The organism is Paenibacillus sp. CMM36 (assembly GCF_053570945.1).
Map to the genome: position 1 here is coordinate 145,942 of NZ_JBSEDY010000005.1, position 19,040 is coordinate 164,981.

General features: G+C 47.7%; 19 protein-coding genes. 8 read left to right on the forward strand and 11 right to left on the reverse strand.

What is annotated here, in order from left to right; genetic code table 11:
• Positions 1 to 5 precede the first annotated feature (5 nt).
• Genes ACWA2B_RS12675 through ACWA2B_RS12685 form a run of 3 tightly spaced genes read right to left on the reverse strand, consistent with a single transcriptional unit; the run spans position 6 to position 2,959 of the window.
• Positions 6 to 1,382, reverse strand: a complete 1,377-nt coding sequence (locus ACWA2B_RS12675; protein ID WP_029518327.1) for a peptide ligase PGM1-related protein — start codon at positions 1,380 to 1,382, stop codon at positions 6 to 8.
• A 55-nt stretch (positions 1,383 to 1,437) separates the two neighbouring features.
• Entirely contained in the window at positions 1,438 to 2,631 is a 1,194-nt protein-coding gene (locus tag ACWA2B_RS12680; RefSeq protein WP_069011016.1) for a radical SAM/SPASM domain-containing protein, read from the reverse strand.
• Positions 2,632 to 2,680: 49 nt separating this feature from the next.
• Positions 2,681 to 2,959 carry an acyl carrier protein gene (locus tag ACWA2B_RS12685; protein WP_013311713.1) on the reverse strand — a complete coding sequence of 93 codons (279 nt, stop codon included), beginning with the start codon at positions 2,957 to 2,959 and terminating at the stop codon, positions 2,681 to 2,683.
• Positions 2,960 to 3,316: 357 nt separating this feature from the next.
• Between ACWA2B_RS12685 and ACWA2B_RS12690 the strand changes: the two genes are divergently transcribed.
• The 3 genes from ACWA2B_RS12690 to nagA are packed head-to-tail and all read left to right on the forward strand — an operon-like array spanning position 3,317 to position 6,130.
• On the forward strand, positions 3,317 to 4,183 hold the full coding sequence (locus ACWA2B_RS12690) for a MurR/RpiR family transcriptional regulator (protein WP_069011015.1): 867 nt from the start codon (positions 3,317 to 3,319) through the stop codon (positions 4,181 to 4,183).
• Position 4,184: 1 nt separating this feature from the next.
• Positions 4,185 to 4,913: a glucosamine-6-phosphate deaminase gene (nagB, locus tag ACWA2B_RS12695; protein ID WP_340956678.1), complete on the forward strand. Its 729-nt coding sequence runs from the start codon at positions 4,185 to 4,187 to the stop codon at positions 4,911 to 4,913.
• On the forward strand, positions 4,910 to 6,130 hold the full coding sequence (gene nagA / locus ACWA2B_RS12700) for an N-acetylglucosamine-6-phosphate deacetylase (protein ID WP_081317555.1): 1,221 nt from the start codon (positions 4,910 to 4,912) through the stop codon (positions 6,128 to 6,130). Before nagB ends, nagA begins: the two co-directional genes overlap by 4 nt.
• Positions 6,131 to 6,234: 104 nt before the next feature.
• Here the strand turns inward: nagA and ACWA2B_RS12705 are convergent, their stop codons facing one another.
• Positions 6,235 to 7,224: a YhcN/YlaJ family sporulation lipoprotein gene (locus ACWA2B_RS12705; RefSeq protein WP_029518322.1), complete on the reverse strand. Its 990-nt coding sequence runs from the start codon at positions 7,222 to 7,224 to the stop codon at positions 6,235 to 6,237.
• A 194-nt stretch (positions 7,225 to 7,418) separates the two neighbouring features.
• On the opposite strand from ACWA2B_RS12705, the gene ACWA2B_RS12710 reads away from it, so the two are divergent.
• Positions 7,419 to 8,996 (forward strand): esterase/lipase family protein, encoded by a 1,578-nt coding sequence (locus tag ACWA2B_RS12710; protein ID WP_449292257.1) that lies wholly within the window; start codon positions 7,419 to 7,421, stop codon positions 8,994 to 8,996.
• A gap of 72 nt (positions 8,997 to 9,068) precedes the next feature.
• On the opposite strand, the gene ACWA2B_RS12715 is transcribed toward ACWA2B_RS12710, so the two are convergent.
• Genes ACWA2B_RS12715 through ACWA2B_RS12725 form a run of 3 tightly spaced genes read right to left on the reverse strand, consistent with a single transcriptional unit; the run spans position 9,069 to position 10,324 of the window.
• Positions 9,069 to 9,728 carry a hypothetical protein gene (locus ACWA2B_RS12715; RefSeq protein WP_039272637.1) on the reverse strand — a complete coding sequence of 220 codons (660 nt, stop codon included), beginning with the start codon at positions 9,726 to 9,728 and terminating at the stop codon, positions 9,069 to 9,071.
• 54 nt (positions 9,729 to 9,782) lie between these two features.
• Positions 9,783 to 9,974, reverse strand: a complete 192-nt coding sequence (locus tag ACWA2B_RS12720; protein WP_241081071.1) for a helix-turn-helix domain-containing protein — start codon at positions 9,972 to 9,974, stop codon at positions 9,783 to 9,785.
• On the reverse strand, positions 9,968 to 10,324 hold the full coding sequence (locus ACWA2B_RS12725) for a hypothetical protein (protein WP_029518319.1): 357 nt from the start codon (positions 10,322 to 10,324) through the stop codon (positions 9,968 to 9,970). The genes ACWA2B_RS12720 and ACWA2B_RS12725 overlap by 7 nt, the downstream gene beginning before the upstream one ends.
• Positions 10,325 to 10,516: 192 nt before the next feature.
• Between ACWA2B_RS12725 and ACWA2B_RS12730 the strand changes: the two genes are divergently transcribed.
• Positions 10,517 to 10,714, forward strand: coding sequence for a YvrJ family protein (locus tag ACWA2B_RS12730; RefSeq protein ID WP_230585117.1), 198 nt, complete (start codon positions 10,517 to 10,519; stop codon positions 10,712 to 10,714).
• Between the two features lie 75 nt (positions 10,715 to 10,789).
• On the opposite strand, the gene ACWA2B_RS12735 is transcribed toward ACWA2B_RS12730, so the two are convergent.
• From ACWA2B_RS12735 to ACWA2B_RS12750, 4 genes are read right to left on the reverse strand one after another with little or no spacing between them, the layout of a single operon-like run.
• On the reverse strand, positions 10,790 to 11,728 hold the full coding sequence (locus ACWA2B_RS12735; RefSeq protein ID WP_165148670.1) for a DUF4340 domain-containing protein: 939 nt from the start codon (positions 11,726 to 11,728) through the stop codon (positions 10,790 to 10,792).
• Positions 11,725 to 13,116 (reverse strand): GldG family protein, encoded by a 1,392-nt coding sequence (locus ACWA2B_RS12740; protein ID WP_449292258.1) that lies wholly within the window; start codon positions 13,114 to 13,116, stop codon positions 11,725 to 11,727. The genes ACWA2B_RS12735 and ACWA2B_RS12740 overlap by 4 nt, the downstream gene beginning before the upstream one ends.
• A gap of 5 nt (positions 13,117 to 13,121) precedes the next feature.
• A complete protein-coding gene (locus ACWA2B_RS12745; RefSeq protein ID WP_029518315.1) occupies positions 13,122 to 13,844 on the reverse strand; it encodes an ABC transporter permease in 723 nt (240 codons plus the stop codon).
• Positions 13,841 to 14,956 (reverse strand): ABC transporter ATP-binding protein, encoded by a 1,116-nt coding sequence (locus ACWA2B_RS12750; RefSeq protein WP_029518314.1) that lies wholly within the window; start codon positions 14,954 to 14,956, stop codon positions 13,841 to 13,843. The genes ACWA2B_RS12745 and ACWA2B_RS12750 overlap by 4 nt, the downstream gene beginning before the upstream one ends.
• A gap of 627 nt (positions 14,957 to 15,583) precedes the next feature.
• Between ACWA2B_RS12750 and ACWA2B_RS12755 the strand changes: the two genes are divergently transcribed.
• The 3 genes from ACWA2B_RS12755 to ACWA2B_RS12765 all read left to right on the forward strand — a co-directional run bounded on the left by ACWA2B_RS12755 (position 15,584) and on the right by ACWA2B_RS12765 (position 19,016).
• Positions 15,584 to 16,579 (forward strand): NTTRR-F1 domain, encoded by a 996-nt coding sequence (locus tag ACWA2B_RS12755; RefSeq protein ID WP_449292259.1) that lies wholly within the window; start codon positions 15,584 to 15,586, stop codon positions 16,577 to 16,579.
• A gap of 192 nt (positions 16,580 to 16,771) precedes the next feature.
• Entirely contained in the window at positions 16,772 to 17,863 is a 1,092-nt protein-coding gene (locus ACWA2B_RS12760) for a glycosyltransferase (RefSeq protein WP_449292260.1), read from the forward strand.
• A 58-nt stretch (positions 17,864 to 17,921) separates the two neighbouring features.
• Entirely contained in the window at positions 17,922 to 19,016 is a 1,095-nt protein-coding gene (locus tag ACWA2B_RS12765) for a tetratricopeptide repeat-containing glycosyltransferase (RefSeq protein ID WP_069012658.1), read from the forward strand.
• Positions 19,017 to 19,040: the final 24 nt, after the last annotated feature.

The following is a 19,040-nucleotide window of genomic DNA, read 5'->3' on the forward strand; positions in this document are numbered from 1 at the left end:
CCCATTTATGAGCATCCTAATCCAGCAATGATACCTTCCAATTTGTGCGCATACGCATCAGCTTCCTGCCAGCTGTCTGCCAAAATAAGTGTGAAAATCCGGTTCACATAGCCCCGCTTCACAGGGATACCAGACAATGTACCCGCTGTATACACAAACACCCCTTCTGGACGTTCGGGCGTATAGAGCAAGCCTTCCTCAGCGAGCAGCCCGCACAAGCGGCTGTAGGTGAGAGGTGTGGCGGTAACGTTGCGATAATAACGGGATAATGTTTTGTGCTGCTCTCCCAGGACGGATGACAAAAACGAAATATAGGTAGACAACGTAAATCTACCATTTATCTCAATGACTGGAACCAGCAAACCTTCTTCGTCAACAAAACCGTCAATAGAGGCCATTCCCGTATACCCAATGGAATAGAGATACGTACCCAGCTGATAGGCGCAGCGTCTCACTTCTTCCTCCAGCGCATCGCCAATCTCAGCCGGCACTTGAGATCCGATATACACGGTGCCATCCACGTTTTGCCTTTTTAGCGAAAACATCGTCACACCACCGCCCTCGTCAATACAGAGCTGGTAGTTCAGATCCATCTGCTTATTGTGCCAGCGCTCCACCAGCCAGCCGCCGGATGATGGCGACGAGCCGCCAAAACGCCTCATCACACTCAGCAGCGTGTCCAGCTTGGACAGCTCGTCCAGCATATACATGCCTTGTCCCGAGGCACCGTGCGGCTGCTTGATAATCAGCTTCACAGGTCCATCCGATAAGTCAGCCAGTCTGGCACACTCCCTGCGGATCGCCGATTCGTCTGTACATACAGCGCCTTCGCTGACAGCAAAACCAAGCTTTTGCGCGGTCAGGCGGCTGAATATTTTATCATTCACCTGAGCACTGACCGCGGATGGAGCGCCGATCAACTCCAGCCCGCAAAGCTCCGCAATCGCTTCCTCCTGCGGTGTGACCGCATAGGGGACGAGCCACGCTTTGGCTCCACTGCTGCTGTGGCCTGCATCTGCAACCGTACGCAGTCGTGCCAAAAGCGCCTCATCCGCCAGCACCAGCTCTGAAATCGGCGTTAGCGGATCAGAAGGCTCTGGCACCTCAATACGCGGCAGGCTAAAGCCCAACCGTTGAAGCATGTCCAGAAACGCCTCATCCGGATATTCCCGAAGTACAATGACATCCTGACTTCGACATAGCAGAAGGTTCATTTCCTCCATCCGGTTTACGACCTGCTGTTCATCCCGGTCTACCATGCCCCCCTTGCGGGGGGATGGATGCCATACTTGCTCTGCACCGATATTAAACAGCCAAATCAGGACTCCATGGTCCCGTTCATGCGCAAGCGCTTCCACAAGGTTAATTGTTTTAGTCGTCACGACTTATCATCATCCCTCTCTCTTCCATCCAGTAACAAACAACATTCATAGAAAGCTAAATGTATTTCAGAGAGCCTGCCCCGTGCAGATACAATACGCTGCATTTGGAGCACACCGGAGTCAATCCTTCATGATTAATCTTTTGACGGGTTTTCTCATACGCTTCCGAGTTCCATATCTCCTTCAGACTGTGCTCACGCATGCTTCCAATCGTGAACTCACTGAAAAATTTGCAAGGCATGACCTTCCCGTCTGGTAAAATATCTGTTCTGGAGGTGAGCGCCAAACAATGATTGGAACAACGGCTGACCATTTCCTCACCATGTATAAATTTATCAATTTCCTCATAATCCAAACCGGGCTGATAGCGCACGCGAATGTTCCATACTCGCTCATTGATCCGCTGTAGTTCCTGCATCAGAGGATCGATGTTATCCGGGTTGATTTTATATTTGAAAGCATGCCAGCTACTAATATTTTTTTCTTCGAGTTGTCGGAGCCAAGAAAAATTACGTGTAAAATATTCATCCATTTTGAGGGAGGTCTCTTTGGAAATGTACCAGGGGAACGTCAGCAGCACCAGATCCAGCCTTTTGTCCTCCAGCATTTGCAGAAATTCGTACATCCGTCCGATCATGTTATCGTTAATGACCGCATGGACAGTTACCCGTCCCTTGTACAATCCCTGGTCGCGCAGTTCAATCAGCTTATCCATCTGCCGCATTGTTTTTTGAAAGGTGCCTTTACCGCGAATTAGGTCGTGTTCTCTTTCAAAACCTTCAATCGCTATTAATAACTCCAGATTTTCGGACAAATCCAAAATCCGGTCCAAATATTTATCAATAAGTAATCCATTTGTACAAAAGGTCATTTCGCGCCGATCTTCCGCCAGCACGTCCAAAATTTCATCAAAACGCCGATGAAACATTGGTTCGCCGCCCCACATGTACAGTCTGGACTTGGCTTCCTTGGTTTCGCTCAAAATTTGCCGGAGCATGTCTGGAGCAAGATCCATGTTTTGTTCTTCTTTATCCATTTGGTGATGGTAGCCTTCCTCGTTCCATTCAAAGCAGTGCGTACATCTCAGGTTGCAGCGGTTAGTCAGCTTAATGCCGATCGTCTGGGGCATGTCCGTTTTGAAAGCAGGGTCCTGTGTGGCGTTACGGTAAGATACAGAAGCGTTTTTCAGGTTACGCTTGATGAGCTTGAACGCTTTCTCATCAATCAGCACATTGCTTTTGGGCTGCATGCTAACACCTCGTTTAATGGATTTTCAGGCACATGTACCTAGCTGTACGTCAGACCGTCTCCATTCCCTCCAGATGCGGCGCTTGTTCCGCATCGCTGATCCCCTGAATGTAGCTGCAAAACGCATCTACCGAGCTCAAATGCTCCAACTCAAAGGAATCAAAATCAATCTCCACATCAAATGCATCCTCCACTTGCAGCATGAAATGGACCAACTGCAACGAATCCAGTCCCGCATCATGAATAATGTCCGAATGTCCATCCAGCTTTGCGACCAGTTCAGGATCTTCCTTGACTGCGCTGATCATTTCAATCACTTGGCTCTGCATAGCAAACTCCTCCTTGTGAATGAGATTCTGTTCGTTCCACCCATCGATGCCCTCTGCAAAGAAAGCTCCTAGAAAAATTCCTTCACTGGAACTTTATTCAATTATACTCCTCCAATGAAGAGACAAGTCAATAGGTTGTTTTGTAAGTAAAACTCGCAATATGTAAATTAATGTATGATAACTTCTACAATTTTCGCTGGCTATTTTTTCGCAAAATTTAATAAAAATTCTTCTCACATCTCTTGCATGAGCGACAGAATTATTTTACAATACACGTGAAAATGTTTTTCTTAATATCATTCTTATAAACGATATTTATTTTCACGCAAATACTCTACAGCCAAAGGAGCACAGCTCATGTCCCCCATTCTTCATACATTAGCCCAAAGACTGGAGCTGCTTCCCGTACAGGAGCGCAAGCTGACGGAATCCATCCTGCAATCCCCGGAAGATGTGTTACATCTGGGTATTCGGGAGCTGTCAGAGCGTTGTGGTGTGAGTGCAGCGACCGTTACGCGGTTTTGCAAATCACTACATTTTAAAGGCTATCCCGATTTCAAAATGAAGCTGGCCGCCGAGTTGTCCCATTCCAACCGTAATGGTGAAGAATCCTATCAGGATATTGTCGCCGGAAATTCACTTCCCCGAATCGTGCAAGCTATTCAGGCGAACCACACCGCATCCATTGCAGACACGACCCGACTGCTGGATTACGACAAGCTGGAGCAGGCTATTGCATGGCTGTCAGCCACGAGCCGCATTGATCTCTATGGGATGGCGACATCGTCGATTGTGGCGCAGGATTTTTACCAGAAGCTCATCCGTATTGGCAAGAACAGCACTGCCTTTGCAGATTCACATATGCAGATTACCTCTGCCTCCTCGCTCGGAGTGGGAGATGTCGCCTTTGCCGTCTCTTATTCAGGAGAAACCCAGGAGACCATTGCGGCTCTACGCTGCGCCAAGGAACAAGGGGCCAAGACACTATCCCTGACCTCCTTCGGAAACAACACGCTGGCAGGCCTTGCGGATATTGCGCTATTTTCCTCCTCATTGGAGGAAGGAATGCGACGTGGGGATATGGCCTCCCGCATCGCCCAGCTTCATATCATAGATATTCTGTTTACAGGTATGGTGAGCGCGGATTTTGACAAATATATTCCGAGATTGGAAGGTTCATATCAACAAGTGAGCAAGCTCAAAAAACAACCGGGAGGTCACTAAGATGAACATACGCATTTTGAACAGCCGTGAAGACCTGAACGCTACTGCCGCCGCTGTGATCGCTAGCTTGCTGCAATCCAAACCACAGGCCATGCTTGGCCTGGCCACCGGTAGTACGCCGATTGGCATTTACCGACATCTTGCAGATATGTACCGCAAGGGACAGGTCAGTTTTGCACGCGCCTATTCCGTGAATCTTGATGAGTATGTTGGTCTTCCCCCAGAACATCCGCAGAGCTATCGAAGCTTTATGAATGAGCACTTGTTCCAACATATCGATATTCCGATATCCCACACACGTGTCCCTGACGGGAATGCACTGGATCTGGCAGCAGAATGTGCAGCGCACGAGCAGGCTATTCTGGATCATGGCCCCGTGGATCTGCAATTGCTTGGCATTGGTCATAATGGACATATCGGCTTTAACGAACCTGGTCACAGCTTGGCTGGAGCTACACATGTTGTAGATTTAAAAGAAAGTACGCGCTCGGCGAATGCTCGATTTTTTGGCGAAATAGATGCTGTACCCAGGCAAGCAGTTACGATGGGAGTAGGCACGATTCTTAAGGCGAAGCAAATTATACTGGTGGCTTTTGGTGCGGATAAGGCTGACATTATAAAGCAGGCTTTAACTGGACCCGTCACGACAGCGTGTCCGGCTTCCCTGCTGCAATGCCATCCCAACGTACTTATTTTATTAGATCAGGAGGCAGGAGAATGGTTCAATTGAAGTCAGATGAAATGAGTGGTACCGTACCCCAGCTACTGTATGGGCAAGTTGTCGTTGGGAATGACATCATTGAAAAAGGGGTTGTCGTCATTGAGGGGCAATCCATTGTATACGCTGGTTCAGAAGCGAATTTGCCCGCCGATTGGACAGCGTTAGTCTTCGCAAATCAGGAAGAAAGCGCAGCGAAAACCGCCAAAATTGTGCGTTTGGAAGGAGGCTATCTGCTGCCAGGCTTTATTGATATTCATGTTCACGGCGGGAACGGTGAGGACTTTATGGACTCCGATCCGAGGGTGCTGGATACGATCACCTCCTTTCACGGTTCACAAGGTACGACAGCTATGCTGGCTACCACGATGACCGCGCCCAAGGAACAGATTGACCGGGTATTGAGTGAAGTTCACGCATACATGGCACTACCTATGCCCTATGCTCAGTTGGAGGGCGTACATTTGGAAGGACCGTTCATCAGTCCGAAGTGGCCGGGAGCGCAAAACCCGGAACATATCGTGCCACCGAATCTCTCATGGGTAGCAGAATGGGAGCAGCGCTACCCGGGCCTTGTTCGCCAGCTCACGCTTGCGCCCGAACGGGAAGGAGCGCTGGAACTGATTGCATGGCTGCGCAGCCATGGCATTACCGCAGCTCTCGGTCATACGGATGCTACGTATGAAGAGGTTGAACAGGCAGCGACGGCAGGGCTGAACCATGCGGTGCATGCGTTTAATGCGATGACTCCGTTGCATCATCGCAAGCCGGGAGCCGCCGGAGCCGTACTTGCTGATCCGCGCATTGAAGCAGAAATCATCGCGGACGGCATTCATGTGCATCCCGCCGCCATTTCCCTGCTCGCTAGGTTAAAACAGGATCATAATCTCATTCTCATCACCGATGCCATGTCTGCTACTGGTCTCGAAGACGGGAAATATACACTCGGCGATTTGCCAGTGATTGTGCAGGGCGATGTAGCACGACTGGAGGATGGCGTCACATTGGCCGGAAGCACACTAACGATGATTGAAGGCTTCCGGTATTTGGTTCAACACGTGGGTATGAGTATTCCTGCGGCATCACAAATGGCCAGCCTGAATCCGGCTCGATCCTTGCACATTGCTGATCGTACAGGTTCGCTTGAAGCAGGTAAACAAGCAGATATCCTGTTACTGGATGGAGACTTAAAGCTGCAAGGCGTATGGATTAAAGGATTGCGCAAATAATTCAGTTATAGTTATCATTCCCCCAAAACTAAAGAGCTATCCACCAGCGTATTCGCTGAGATGGATAGCTCTTTCTTTGGCATTGCACAATTATAGGGTTTGAATTAGCGATGATTCATCGGGGCAGGGGTATGATTTTGTGGACGTGTGGGTGCTGTATTATTCATTGGACGGTTTGTATCAGCCGCCGAGGTCGGGAATACACGTTCAATTACATCCATCATACCATTGCTCAAGCCTCTAATCGGATGACCATTTTGCACACTGTGTGTAAAGTCAGTGGCTTGTTTGACAAAGTCCGGGTTAGCGGATACATGTACCTGTTCAATCGAAGGTGCAAATTGCTTCACTTTATTCGCGATACGGCTCTTGACTGCATCACTTGGTTCATATGCAGTTCTTGCTCCCTCGATTGTGGTGTTTCCGTTATCTGTGCGATTGTTGTTGTCCGTTAAGCCACGCAACATACCGTACGATCCTGTACCCATCGTACCAAATAAACCGTCATCACGACGCGCAGGTGTTCCATTCCCGGTAACTCCATTGTCTGTCATTCCAGGCGTTGTAGTATCCGTAGTACGGTTTCCTCTAGTGCCATTAACGCCATTCACACTCGGTACATTCCCGTTACGTCCAGTACTGTTTGCACTTGGAGTACCGTCAATACTTGGAGCACCGACACCTGTTCCGTTGGCTTGGTCTTTCAAGGAAACGGCTACATAGGCATGTCGTTCACCGACCAGCACTGTCGCAGACTTTACATCCGGCATCTCGGATATACGTTTGGACAAATTGCGATCGACTTGCAGATTACGGACTGGATGTCCGGTTCGGTTGCCATTTTCATTCAATGACATCCCGTCCATACCATTCGACTTAACCCCATAACGATTCACACCATCCATACCATTACGGTTCACACCATCCAAGCCATAACGATTCACTCCATCCATATGGTGCGTGCTTTGTGCGTTATAGCGGGTAGCGTTCGTGCGGACGTTATGATTCGCAGTCCCACATCCTGTCAAAGTAGCCATGCTTGCAAGTAAAGCAGCAGAAATCGTCAAACTAATGACCTTCTTAGTTCCTGGCATGAACTCATCCTCCATACATATAAAATGTGTGACGAGATTATCATGCGCCATGGATCATGGGGATATCCTGACTAAAAAATGACTAAAAAAATAAAATTTTAATGTAAATATGAAATACAATTGATGATTTACCACAAGATGGCATGTATAATAAGCTTGAAAAATACTTTATTTTACAAAGGAGGATTTTCAGTTTGAAAAAGATCACTGTTTTAATGCTCATTTTTTTGTTATCAATAACTCTTGTCCCCGTCGGCGCTTTTGCAGGTTCCACTACCCCCCAACCCCCGAAAGATCCCGCTGGAAGCTGGGTAGAAGGCCCATCACCTAATCGCGTTGATCCTACCAAGCCAGCACTTTTGTTCGTACATGGTTTGAACAGTAGTGCTGAAGTCTGGACCAAGAATAATAACGATATGCTTCAGCGTGCACGTGACGCCGGATACCAGACAGCCACCATTAATCTGTACGATACAAATGGCACCTCCCAAGATATGTGGGACAATGGTAAGCTTCTGGCCGACAAAATTAAGGTCATCAGTAATCACTTTGGAAAAAAACTTATCGTTATCGCCCACAGCAAAGGTGGAGTGGATACTCAAACCGCTCTCGTATATAACGGAGCCGCTCCCTATGTACAACGTGTCATCACCCTCAGCAGTCCTCATCATGGCTCACAACTTGCAGATCTCGCCTACAGTAGCTGGGCCGGATGGCTGGCAGATATCGTCGGCTCACAAAATCCCGGTACCTCCACTTTACAAACATCTTATATGAAGTATTTCCGATCCAAGACCGATGCACTCAGTAATGCGACTACAATTCCATTCTTCACGTTTGCTGGTGATAACTGGTCTGGCGGCACTGCTTCCTACATAATGGGCGGACTTTACCTCTCATCCTTTGGTAAGAATGATGGAGTGGTCACAGTCGACAACGCTAAGCTTCCCGGCGGACGTGTAGTTAAAGTCGGATCTTGGGATCATGCCAAGGTTCGTACTGGCTCCTACGTTTTCTCCCTGATCCAACCCTACCTCCAAGCAAACACTCCAGCATTGAATCAGGAAACTGAATCACTTTCAGCATCTTCCCTGACTGCTTCTGCTGTACAAGCCACCTATAGCGAGATCGACAATTCATACTTTATTCGAGGCGGCGATTATAATGGACAAGCCTCAGAAACCCTGACTGTTGAAAATGGTGTCAAATCCATTGATCTGGACTGGATCAGCGATAAACGTGTGAGTCAGCTGGAACTAACCAAGCCTGACGGTACTAGTGAAATTATTAATCTGAAAGCAGGCTATGATGACGATATTTTTGCTGGTGCCTGGCATCATAACGCCGTCATTCAAAATCCAAAACCGGGCACCTATAAACTGAACGTCACAGTTCCTGATCAAGGAGCGTATCTCCTGATTGCACGTTACCAGGCTGTTCAAGTTCCTGAACTGAAATACAATCTGAATGCAGTGGGTCCGAAGCTAAACCTGAAAACACAGGATTCCCCGGACAGCGTGACACAAGTCACCTACCAAGTTCAATATTATGGTGATCCGCAGCAAGGAGTCACTTCTGCACCTAAAGGTTTGACGGCACAGCAAAAAACGGTTAAACCTAATGGGCAAATTGAGCTATCCAAAGCGGACAAGCCCGGCATCTATTCTGTAACCTATGAAATTAGCGGCACCACAGAGGCAGGTTATCCGTACCGCCGTACAGCTGTTCAATCCATTTATATTGATGCAGACGGCAACAAGTATGTCGACTAAATAAATCTACAGCCTAAAAAGCCTGCGAATCCCTATTAAGTTGGGGCATTTGCAGGCTTTTTTTCATTGTGTTCAATCTGTTGTCTGATTCCTCAGCTTATGAAGCCAATAGTAGCGGTGTAAATCCATAATAAAATGAAAAAGAACAAATGCCAGCATGGAGTATACACTGATCAATACTGTGGCAACTAATTGTTGTGTAGCAAATCCGAGGGAAACATTCGCTATCAGATAACCAGCCCCAGTAAATGTGGTGATCGTCACTACAGGCGCTCTCTTGTTTTTTTTCTTAACTTTTGGTTTCTTCTTATGTTTTGAAGGATCTTTGAATTTCGCCAAATTATATTTTATAAAGTAATACAAAGCGACTCCATAAAGGGCAAAAGAACCTATAAAATACCATGAAGTATCCAGACCCAACATGCCATAAGCAAACTTTTGTGTCATGATCATGAAGCCCATAGAACAAATCAAACCAAATACACCACGGAATAAAATGTAATTCAATTGCAATTTGCGTGGCATGATGACCAGTACTAGAGCCCAAATGTTTATCAAAACAATCGGTGGCAACAGTACATACACGTAAACTGCAATGTATGGATTTCCCACTAAGGGGATAACCAGAAACAGATCTAACAGTAATAAAACAAGAATGATGACATTGGAACGAATACTGTTGACTGGGTACATCTTCATACTTTTCTCAAAAGAAGCCCTGTTATCAATCATAAACTTATAAGCCCTCCGTTAAATAAGTAAACCTACGGATAAGGATAGCCAAGGCTATATCCATTGTCCACTTTTCACTGTCTTTAACTCTTGTCGCAGTTCTTCTATAAAATCAGTCACAATGCTTTGGACAGCATCTTCACGGGACATACGAATATATCGACTGGTCTTTTGAATGTCTTCCTCGAACAATTGAAGTATCCTATACATGGCCTCCTGATCTCCACTTTGTACTAATTTTAGCAATTGGACGAACTCAGCATCCGAAATAACTCTTTCAGCATTTTCTTTTTCCATTTATTCACCGCCTGTTGGGATAGCTTTAACTCTTTTGCAATCTGTGCTTCGGTTTTATCTAGTATGTAAAGGTCAAAGATGATCATTTTTCCGATCTCAGAAGATAGAGAGTTGATAAGCTGTAATGTGTACATATGAGAGTTTGAAGATTCTGTAAAAGATGGGGCACTGACGGATTCGTTCTTTTCCATTACAAATTCATGATTGGTTTGTACCCGAGCACGATACTGGATTCTCCAGGCAATGCGGTACAGCTTCTTTCGATATTGTTCTACCAATGTTAGCTGAGACTGATCCATTGTAAATCACCCTTTCTCTTTGGATTTGACTTTTTCTAATCCTCATACTATAGGGTAATTTCCAAACCTATTTTACAACCAAAAACAGAACATTTGTTCTTATTTATTATACTATTTTTACAATCGGTTGTATATGGTTCGTTTAATTTACCTTCCTTTATATATGGCTAAAAAGGAGGGAATACATTGCAAATGGATGATGCTCTTTCTCTGGTTACCAACGTAGGCTTTCCGGCTGGACTTTGTTTTATTTTGTTGCGGCACATCCTGCACACGATGGAGGAAAAGCTGGATAAGCTGGACGTCTCACTTCATGAGCTGATTCAAGTAATCCAAGATTTAAACGACACTAACAACTCTTCTTCCAAAAGCAGCAAACCTGACGAATAACAAACACAAAGAAGCTCCAGACGACGATCATCCGCCGTTGGAGCCTCTTTGTGCAGCTAATTTAATTACTAATGGTTATTTTCCAGCCTGAGCTTGGTCGTGGGCATTCTGTTCAGTACGGTTCACGTCAGATACTGACAGACCATAAGCCCAGTTACTTTGTGGCGGTACAACCCATACGGTATCTGGATCATCTTTAAGCGTCCAGCCCTGATAGACCAGCTGGGAATCATCCTTACCCAGCGATACACTTAGCGTAAAGCGGTGGACAGGCTTGCTCAGCTCAGAGGCTTTGCGCAAGGCCTGACTGCTGGCCAGGTTTTTGATCTGCTGCGAGAGGGAAGTCGCCGTGTCGCTGGCTACTGACTTTCCGTTCAGCGTCCAAGATGTGGAGGCACTGTCTCCGGTCCCGCTGTTACCGGAGGATTTGAGCATCCATGAAGCATTTTGGCCTTCCCACTCTATTCCGCTCAGCTTGGTATCGTCCCAATCGAACGGCGTTGTATCTATAAAATCTTCAGCACCCAGCAATAACCCTGAAAGAGTATCTATAGGTACAGAAGCTATCTCTTTTTTGTCTGATAATACATAAACAGCATCTCCGGAAGGCAACGTTTCACCGAAAGCAAAGGTACGAACGTCACCCTGCTTGGTCTTAATCTCAATCTGATCATGGGTAGCGGAGATCCCATATTTGGCTACGTCTGTAGGGGAAGATTCCACCACTTCACCCAACTTTACATTTTGAATCGCCGCTAGCCAATGGTCTATTGTATATTGGTTTAGCGGGTAAGTCCGTGGCTTGCTCATACTCCATTGGCCATCATGTTGTTCTAGTTCCACCGACTTGCCGTCCTTTCCAGTGATTGCGAAAGACGTAATATTCTCTTGCGTAAGCTGAATCAGCTGACGAGCAGCCGGCGCTTGTTCATGAAAAAAGTTTTGGCTCTTTGCATAGATTATACCCGCTCCCAATACAACTAACAGCAGCACTGTGGGTATCCATTTTCTCATGCTCTTCTTCGCCTCCACCATAATAAGATTCCGATGACCGCGAACAGCAACGGCAATCCGATGACAGATATGGTCAATATCGTTTTCGCTTGTGCAGGAGTCAAGTAAGCTACCTTATAATCCTGCTCCTGACGAGGACGAATAGTGAGCCCATCAGAATGCTCCTGCACATAATTCAGACTGTTCAGCACAAAGTCTCGATTGCCTCCTGTGCCGATCTCAGTGTCGCTTAAGAGGGCAGACGTTCCGAGAATAACGGCTTTGGGCTTGCCGTCTTTCCCTTCTACCGCATAACCGAGATCCAGCGGCCCCTGCGGGTCCTTGTCATCCTTCTGTGTTTCGTTGTTCAGCAGACCTTGGATATTCGTTTCACCATAGCTAGCTCCAGAAGATTTCATCAAAAGCGTCGTCTTCCAATCCTTCTGCTCTCCTGCCTGCAAAGCAATAGACAATGAAAGAACAGGGTACAGATTGGAAGCCGCCAACTTATCGGTGATCGCATGACTGCCGAAGGTAGGAACCGTCCATAGCGGTCCAAGTGTATTCGTCTGTTCTTGATCCACCACGATGGCATGAGTGTCCTTCACTCCATAATCAGCCGCTAATGCATCAAGGTTTTTCCAATCGGACCCCATGTTCGGGTGAAAGCCTAGTGCCATAAAAAGCTTTCCGCCACCATTCAGATACGTACGAATACTCTTCAGTTCTGTTGCACTGATATCACGTTCTGGTCCAACAATAGCCAATACAGACGCATCTTTGGGTACACTACTCGCCTGATTGAGCTGAACTTCCTCTGTTTTCACATTATCTTGTGACAGTGAGCTACTTAATTCAGTCATTTGGGACAATGGGATTTCCTCATGTCCAGTTAGAAAGGCCACTTTTCCTTGACGGGTAGATGATAATCCCAACAATCCACTCGTCAGCTTTTCTTCCCCCGTAAATTGGTATGCCCCTTCACCACTCCCCTGAGCTTGCGTAAATAGACTCCCAATATCTATAACCCGTTTCTTCTCCCCCTGCACCAACACAATAGACGCTGCAGTAACACCATATTGCTTGGCCAGTATCGGTTCCTGATTCAGATCGTATTGCTCGACCTTGAGCTTGCTGTTACGCTTGGCGTATTCATTCAGCATATCCGTAACATCCCGGTTCAGCTTCTGATTTTGCGAGGTGGATACGGTAAAGGCAATCAATCGTACGTCTTCCTTTACATCCTGGATGGTCGTCAACGTTTGGTCAGACAGCGTATACTGCTTCCCTGCCGTCAGATCCAGTTGAAAGCCACCCAGCGAACGCAGAAATAACGTCAATAAAATAAAAATCCCTACAGCAGCAATCGATAGTACCACACTATTGGTATGACCCAGCCATTTTTTCATATTCATTACCTCCACCGTTTCCGTTCAACCACTTGGATGCTGAATAGCAAAAAGAGTACCGCCACCGTCACGTAGTACATCACATCGGCTCCATTCAGTAATCCTTTGGTGAAACTGTCAAACCGTGCGGTTAGTGAAAAAGGTTCCAGCCATTGCTGTACCGCCGCAGATGCACCCGTCTGTCCACCAAACGAATCCAGCATCCAGAACACAAGTAAAATAATAAAACTGACGACCGCTGACATCATCTGATGCTGTGAAAGCGTCGAAGCGAATAAGCCGATCGCCATCATGGCTGCGCCAAGCATAAACAGACCGATCACAGATGTTAATACCAGCGTCCAATCCAGCGACCCATAAAAGGACATCACGACCGGATACGCTAGACTGCACAGCACTAATATGAGCAACATGCCCAACGACGCTAAAAATTTACCCACGATCATTTCCGTCACACTCACAGGTGAGGTAAGCAGCAGTTCATCCGTACCTTGCCTGAATTCCTCCGCAACCAGCCTCATCGTGAGCAATGGGACGACGAACACCAGCATGGACAAGGTGTCACCGAGTACCAGCCGATAGTCCAGAATGCTTGGCTGATACATAACAAAATTGGTATAAAAAAGTAACCCCGTCAGCAGCATGTACACTGCAAGCGCAAAATACGTCGTTGGTGTCCACAGATAGGCTTGCAGCTCTTTTTGACAAACCGCGAACAAACGCCTCATGACCGATTACCTCCTGTATCCTTATCTTCTTCGGCCTTATCGTCCCCGGACGCAGCATCTCCATGCTCCACCGTGATAGCCGTAGGGGCTGCATTCTTCGAGGAATGTAGGTCTTGTACTGCTGGATCGTCGACCTGACCTTCTTCCGTCTCGCGTGTCGTTAACTGCTGGAAGATATTTTCCAAGCTAAGGCTTTCTTTTTTCATCTCCAAAATCGGAAGCTTCGCATCAGACAGCACATAAAATAGTTCTTCGCGAAAATCCTCACCGGAGGCTCCTGTGAGTAGCAATCCAGTCATATCTGACTCTGCGGCACTTAGCTCCGTGTTCGCTGAAGGCAGCGTGGTCGCCATAGATTCAACCTCTACTTTTCCCCAAGTACGAAGGACATCCATCACCTGCTCACGCTTGCCTTTAACCTCTACCTTCACCTTGAATCCATCTTCCATCGAACCGCCGAGCGTGTCAGGGCGCCCATCCATGACCAGTTTCCCTTCATGAATGATGAGAACACGATTGCATAACGCATCCACCTCAGGCAATATATGTGTGCTAAGCAATACCGTATGATTTTCGCCAATCTCCTGAATGAGCTGACGAATCTCCAAAATCTGATTGGGGTCCAAACCCGAGGTCGGTTCATCGAGCACCAGTAAATCCGGGTTATGAATAATCGCACCTGCCAGTCCCAAGCGCTGTTTATACCCTTTGGACAAACTGCGGACTAATTGTTTTTCCCGCCCATTCAGTCCTAGCCTGGAAATCATCTCCGAAATACGCAGCTTCTGCTCTCTCGCAGGCACGTCACGAATACTAGCTACAAACTTTAAATAGGATCTTACGGACATATCCTCATACAAAGGGGGCGTCTCCGGCAGATAACCGATTTTGGAACGAGCTTGTCTGCCCTTATCCTGAATCGGGATACCATCAATCGTAATCACTCCCTCGTTGGGTTGAAGATACCCTGTAATCATGCGCATGGTTGTCGTTTTACCCGCACCATTCGGTCCCAGGAAACCAACAATTTCACCGCGCTGCATTTCAAAATCCAGCTTATGTACACCCCGGTTGCCTTCATACCACTTGCTTACCTGCTGCACTTTGAGCACATGTTCCACCCTTTCCTTTATCGTAATCTTCTCCCTGCTGCTCCCCTACTTCCCTCCCCCCAAAATGTTGCATGGGAAGCAGGTAGCAGCAAAGCGGGGGATTTGGAGCTGGAGAAGCGCCAGCGTTCGCCTTTGCCTTGGGATTTTCACCTTTATATGTCTTATTTGATCATAGAAAAATCCCACGGCAACAGCGATCGGAAGCCCAAAGCCTTCGCGAAGCGGTCTCCTCCCTGCTGTTCCCCTCCCCCAAAATGTTGCATGGGAAGCAGGTAGCAGCGAAGCGAAGGATTTGAAGCTGGAGAAGCGCTAGCGTTCGCCTTTGCTGTAGGATTCTTACCTTTATATGTCTTATCTAATCAAAGAAGAATCCTACTGCAACAGCGATCGGAAGCTCAAAGCCTTCGCGGAGCGGTCTCCTCGCACTTCATGCTACACTTTTAAATTCTAATGATACCCCCCCACATATAACTCCAGCTTAACGTCACTTAAATAGAAGCTTAAAATAATGTGTCTAAAATGTGAACATGGAAATGCGCATCTGCCCTCGTAAACTTGTACGGTTCGCCACGGCGTGGATTCGCATCTACTATCATTACAACGTGTGAAGGGAGTGTATAAAAAACGATGACCGTACTATTTACCAATCTAGTTAATAACGGCGACTTCGAGACTGGATCTACCCTTTTTTGGAACGCTGCAAATGTGACCGTCACTAACTTATCCGTAAAAAAGACAAACTTTTATAGTGCGATCCTGACAGGAGGCGCAGTAGATGCATCTCTTTCCCAGGTCGTTTTTGCTGCACCAGGCGAAAGCTATACATTAAGCCTCTCAGCTGCAAAAATAGGAAGCCTGTCCAGTCCTCAAGTTAACATTTTTCTGTATTACTATGACGCAACCTTTAGCTTCCTTAGCACGGGGCTGACTACCTATTTGAGCGCAGGCACATTGCCAGACGCTGTGAACGGAACATGGCAAAGCCTGTATGAAGTAACAGCTCCTGTTCCAGCCAACGCAGCCTTTGCCTTTTTGGTTATTAGTAAAAATGCCTTGGCTAACACTGCTGATGTAGCCATTGATTCTATTGCTCTTGTTAAAGCAAGTGCAGCTGGAGCTGTGGGCCCAGCCGGACCTGCCGGGCCTACGGGTGCTACAGGGCCTACGGGTGCCACGGGTGACACTGGTGTTACCGGACCTGTTGGGCCTACGGGCGCCACGGGCGACACCGGTGTTACCGGACCTGTTGGGCCTACGGGCGCCACGGGCGACACCGGTGTTACCGGACCTGTTGGGCCTACGGGTGCCACGGGCGATACAGGTGCTACTGGACCTGTCGGACCTACAGGCGCCACGGGTGACACAGGTGTTACCGGACCTGTCGGGTCTACGGGTGCCACCGGCTTTACCGGACCTGCTGGACCTATCGGGCCTGTCGGACCTATTGGCGACACAGGCGCTACGGGACCCGCTGGACCAACAGGGCCGACTGGACCTACCGGACCGTTTGGCCTTGGATTTACTGGCCCGATTGGACCAACAGGAGACACTGGTCCACAAGGACCGATTGGACCTACCGGACCTACGGGGCCAACTGGACCTACAGGGCCTACCGGACTCTAACGTTCTTTTTTCTACCATATTATATTTAAGCGACGTACCATACCTTATCGACAAAGCCGCACAGCCCGTTTAGGCTTTGTCATCCTTGCCCTGCCGCGATTGCGGCAGGGCTTCTATAATCAGACCTCTTGATAAATAAAGCTTTATGTTCGACCTGAATCCTTAGAAGGTTCCCAAAGGAGTGGTACTCAATTGATCAGTATCAGCCTGTGCATGATCGTCAAAAATGATCAAAATACTATTGGCCGTTGCCTGGAATCGATCCATCCTATTATGGATGAAATCAACATCGTGGACACGGGTTCACAGGATCAGACCATTGACATATGTCGCAACTTTACAGATCGAATTTTTCCATTTGAATGGGTAGATCATTTTGCCCTTGCACGTAACTATTCGTTTGAACAAGCTACGCAGGAATACATTCTCTGGCTGGATGCCGATGATATTTTGAAGGAACAGGACGCCGTCAAGCTGCTTGAGCTGAAGCAAACCCTTGATTCCTCAGCCACACCAATCGTGGATTCCGTGTCTATGAATTATCACTATGCCTTTGATGATCATGGCAATGTCACCCTACATTTTCGTCGAAACCGCTTAGTTAGAAGGTCAGCCGGGTTCCGTTGGCACGGAGCCGTGCATGAGTACCTCGCCGTAAACGGGAATATTCAACATGCCGATATCGCCATAACTCACACTAGAACACACACGGTCTCTCCAGGACGAAACCTGCGAATCTATGAGAAATTGCTCGCCCAAGGTCATGCCTTCTCTCCTCGTGACCTCTACTATTACGCTAACGAGTTAAGAGACAATAAAAGATATGAGCAGGCTGTGCAGGTTTACCAGGATTTTCTGGATACTGGACAATGCTGGGCAGAGGACGCGATTAGTGCATGTAGCAAAATGGCTGATTGTCTACAACAGCTTGGCAAGCTGGAGCAAAGCATTACGGCGGCTCTCCATAGTTTGACCTTCGATACGCCCAGGGCTGATCTGTGCTGTCGGATGGGTCATTATTTTTTGCATAAAAATGAGATCTCCAAAGCTATTTACTGGTACGACATGGCTACCACTCTGAATCCTCCCGACACGATGGGCCCGGTACAAGACGCGTACCAAACGTGGTTTCCTCATATCCAGCTATGCATTTGCCATTTTCGGATGAAGGATTACACACGTGCGAATTGGCACAACGAGCAAGCTGCCATTTACATTCCCAACGACCCGTACGTCCTGCATAATCGACAGTTCTTCAGCTCAATCCTGAATCCTCCCCAATAAAAATGTCCCCCACACTCACCCCTTAATCTTTAAGTAAGTCAAAGGAGGAGCAAGCGGAATGCAACAATCGAATCGGTACAAAATAGCTGTCTATGCCATTAGCAAAAATGAAGCCCGATTCGCCAAACGCTGGATGCACACCATGCGTGAAGCCGATGTTGTCATTGTAGCGGACACCGGCTCTACAGACGATACTGTTTCCCTGCTACACGAAGCGGGTGCAGAGGTGCATCGTATAGAGGTAACTCCTTGGCGTTTTGACAAAGCTCGCAATGAGTCCCTACGGCTGGTCCCTGATGATATAGATATTTGTGTCTGTACGGATCTGGACGAAGTCTGGGAGGAGGGTTGGCGGTCGCGGCTGGAACGCAACTGGAAGGAAGGAACTACCCGGATGCTATATGCCTTTACACATGGACAGCCTGGGCAAGATACCGTTTATACATGGTTCTGGAAAGAAAAAATACACACTCGTCACGGGTACCGCTGGGTACGCCCAGTTCACGAGGTGCTTGAATATATCGGAGAGGGTAAAGAACGCAACATCCGATCAGACCAGCTCCGCTTGTATCATGATCCCGATCCGCACAAGTCCCGCAGCCAATACCTTCCACTGCTGGAGCAGTCTGTGCGCGAGTTTCCCGAGGATGACCGCAACATGCATTACTTGGGGCGGGAATATATGTATCATGGCCGTTGGGACGAGTGCATTGCTACGCTGCAACAACATCTTGCCATGCCGCAGGCACGCTGGGCAGATGAACGCAGTGCTTCGATGCGCTTTATTTCTAGAGCCTATAAAGCAAGTGAACAATGGCAAGAGGCAACACGTTGGTTATACCGGGCTATTGCGGAAGCACCGTATTTACGTGAACCTTACACGGAAATGGCTCAGCTGGCCTATCATACGCGGAACTGGCCCGCCGTCTATCATATGGTTGAAGAAGCGCTGCAAATTTCTACACGACCGGATACGTACATGCAAGAGGATTTTTGCTGGGACGCCACGCTGTATGATCTTGGTGCCCTCGCTTGCTACGAGTTAGGCCTTTTACACAAAGCATGTGAATTTGCGAAAGAAGCAACAGAACGCTCCCCGGAAGATTCTCGCCTCAGTCATAATTATGCGCTAATTCAATCCAGGCTTCCATAGAAACCCACACCCCGTCCTGTTGGT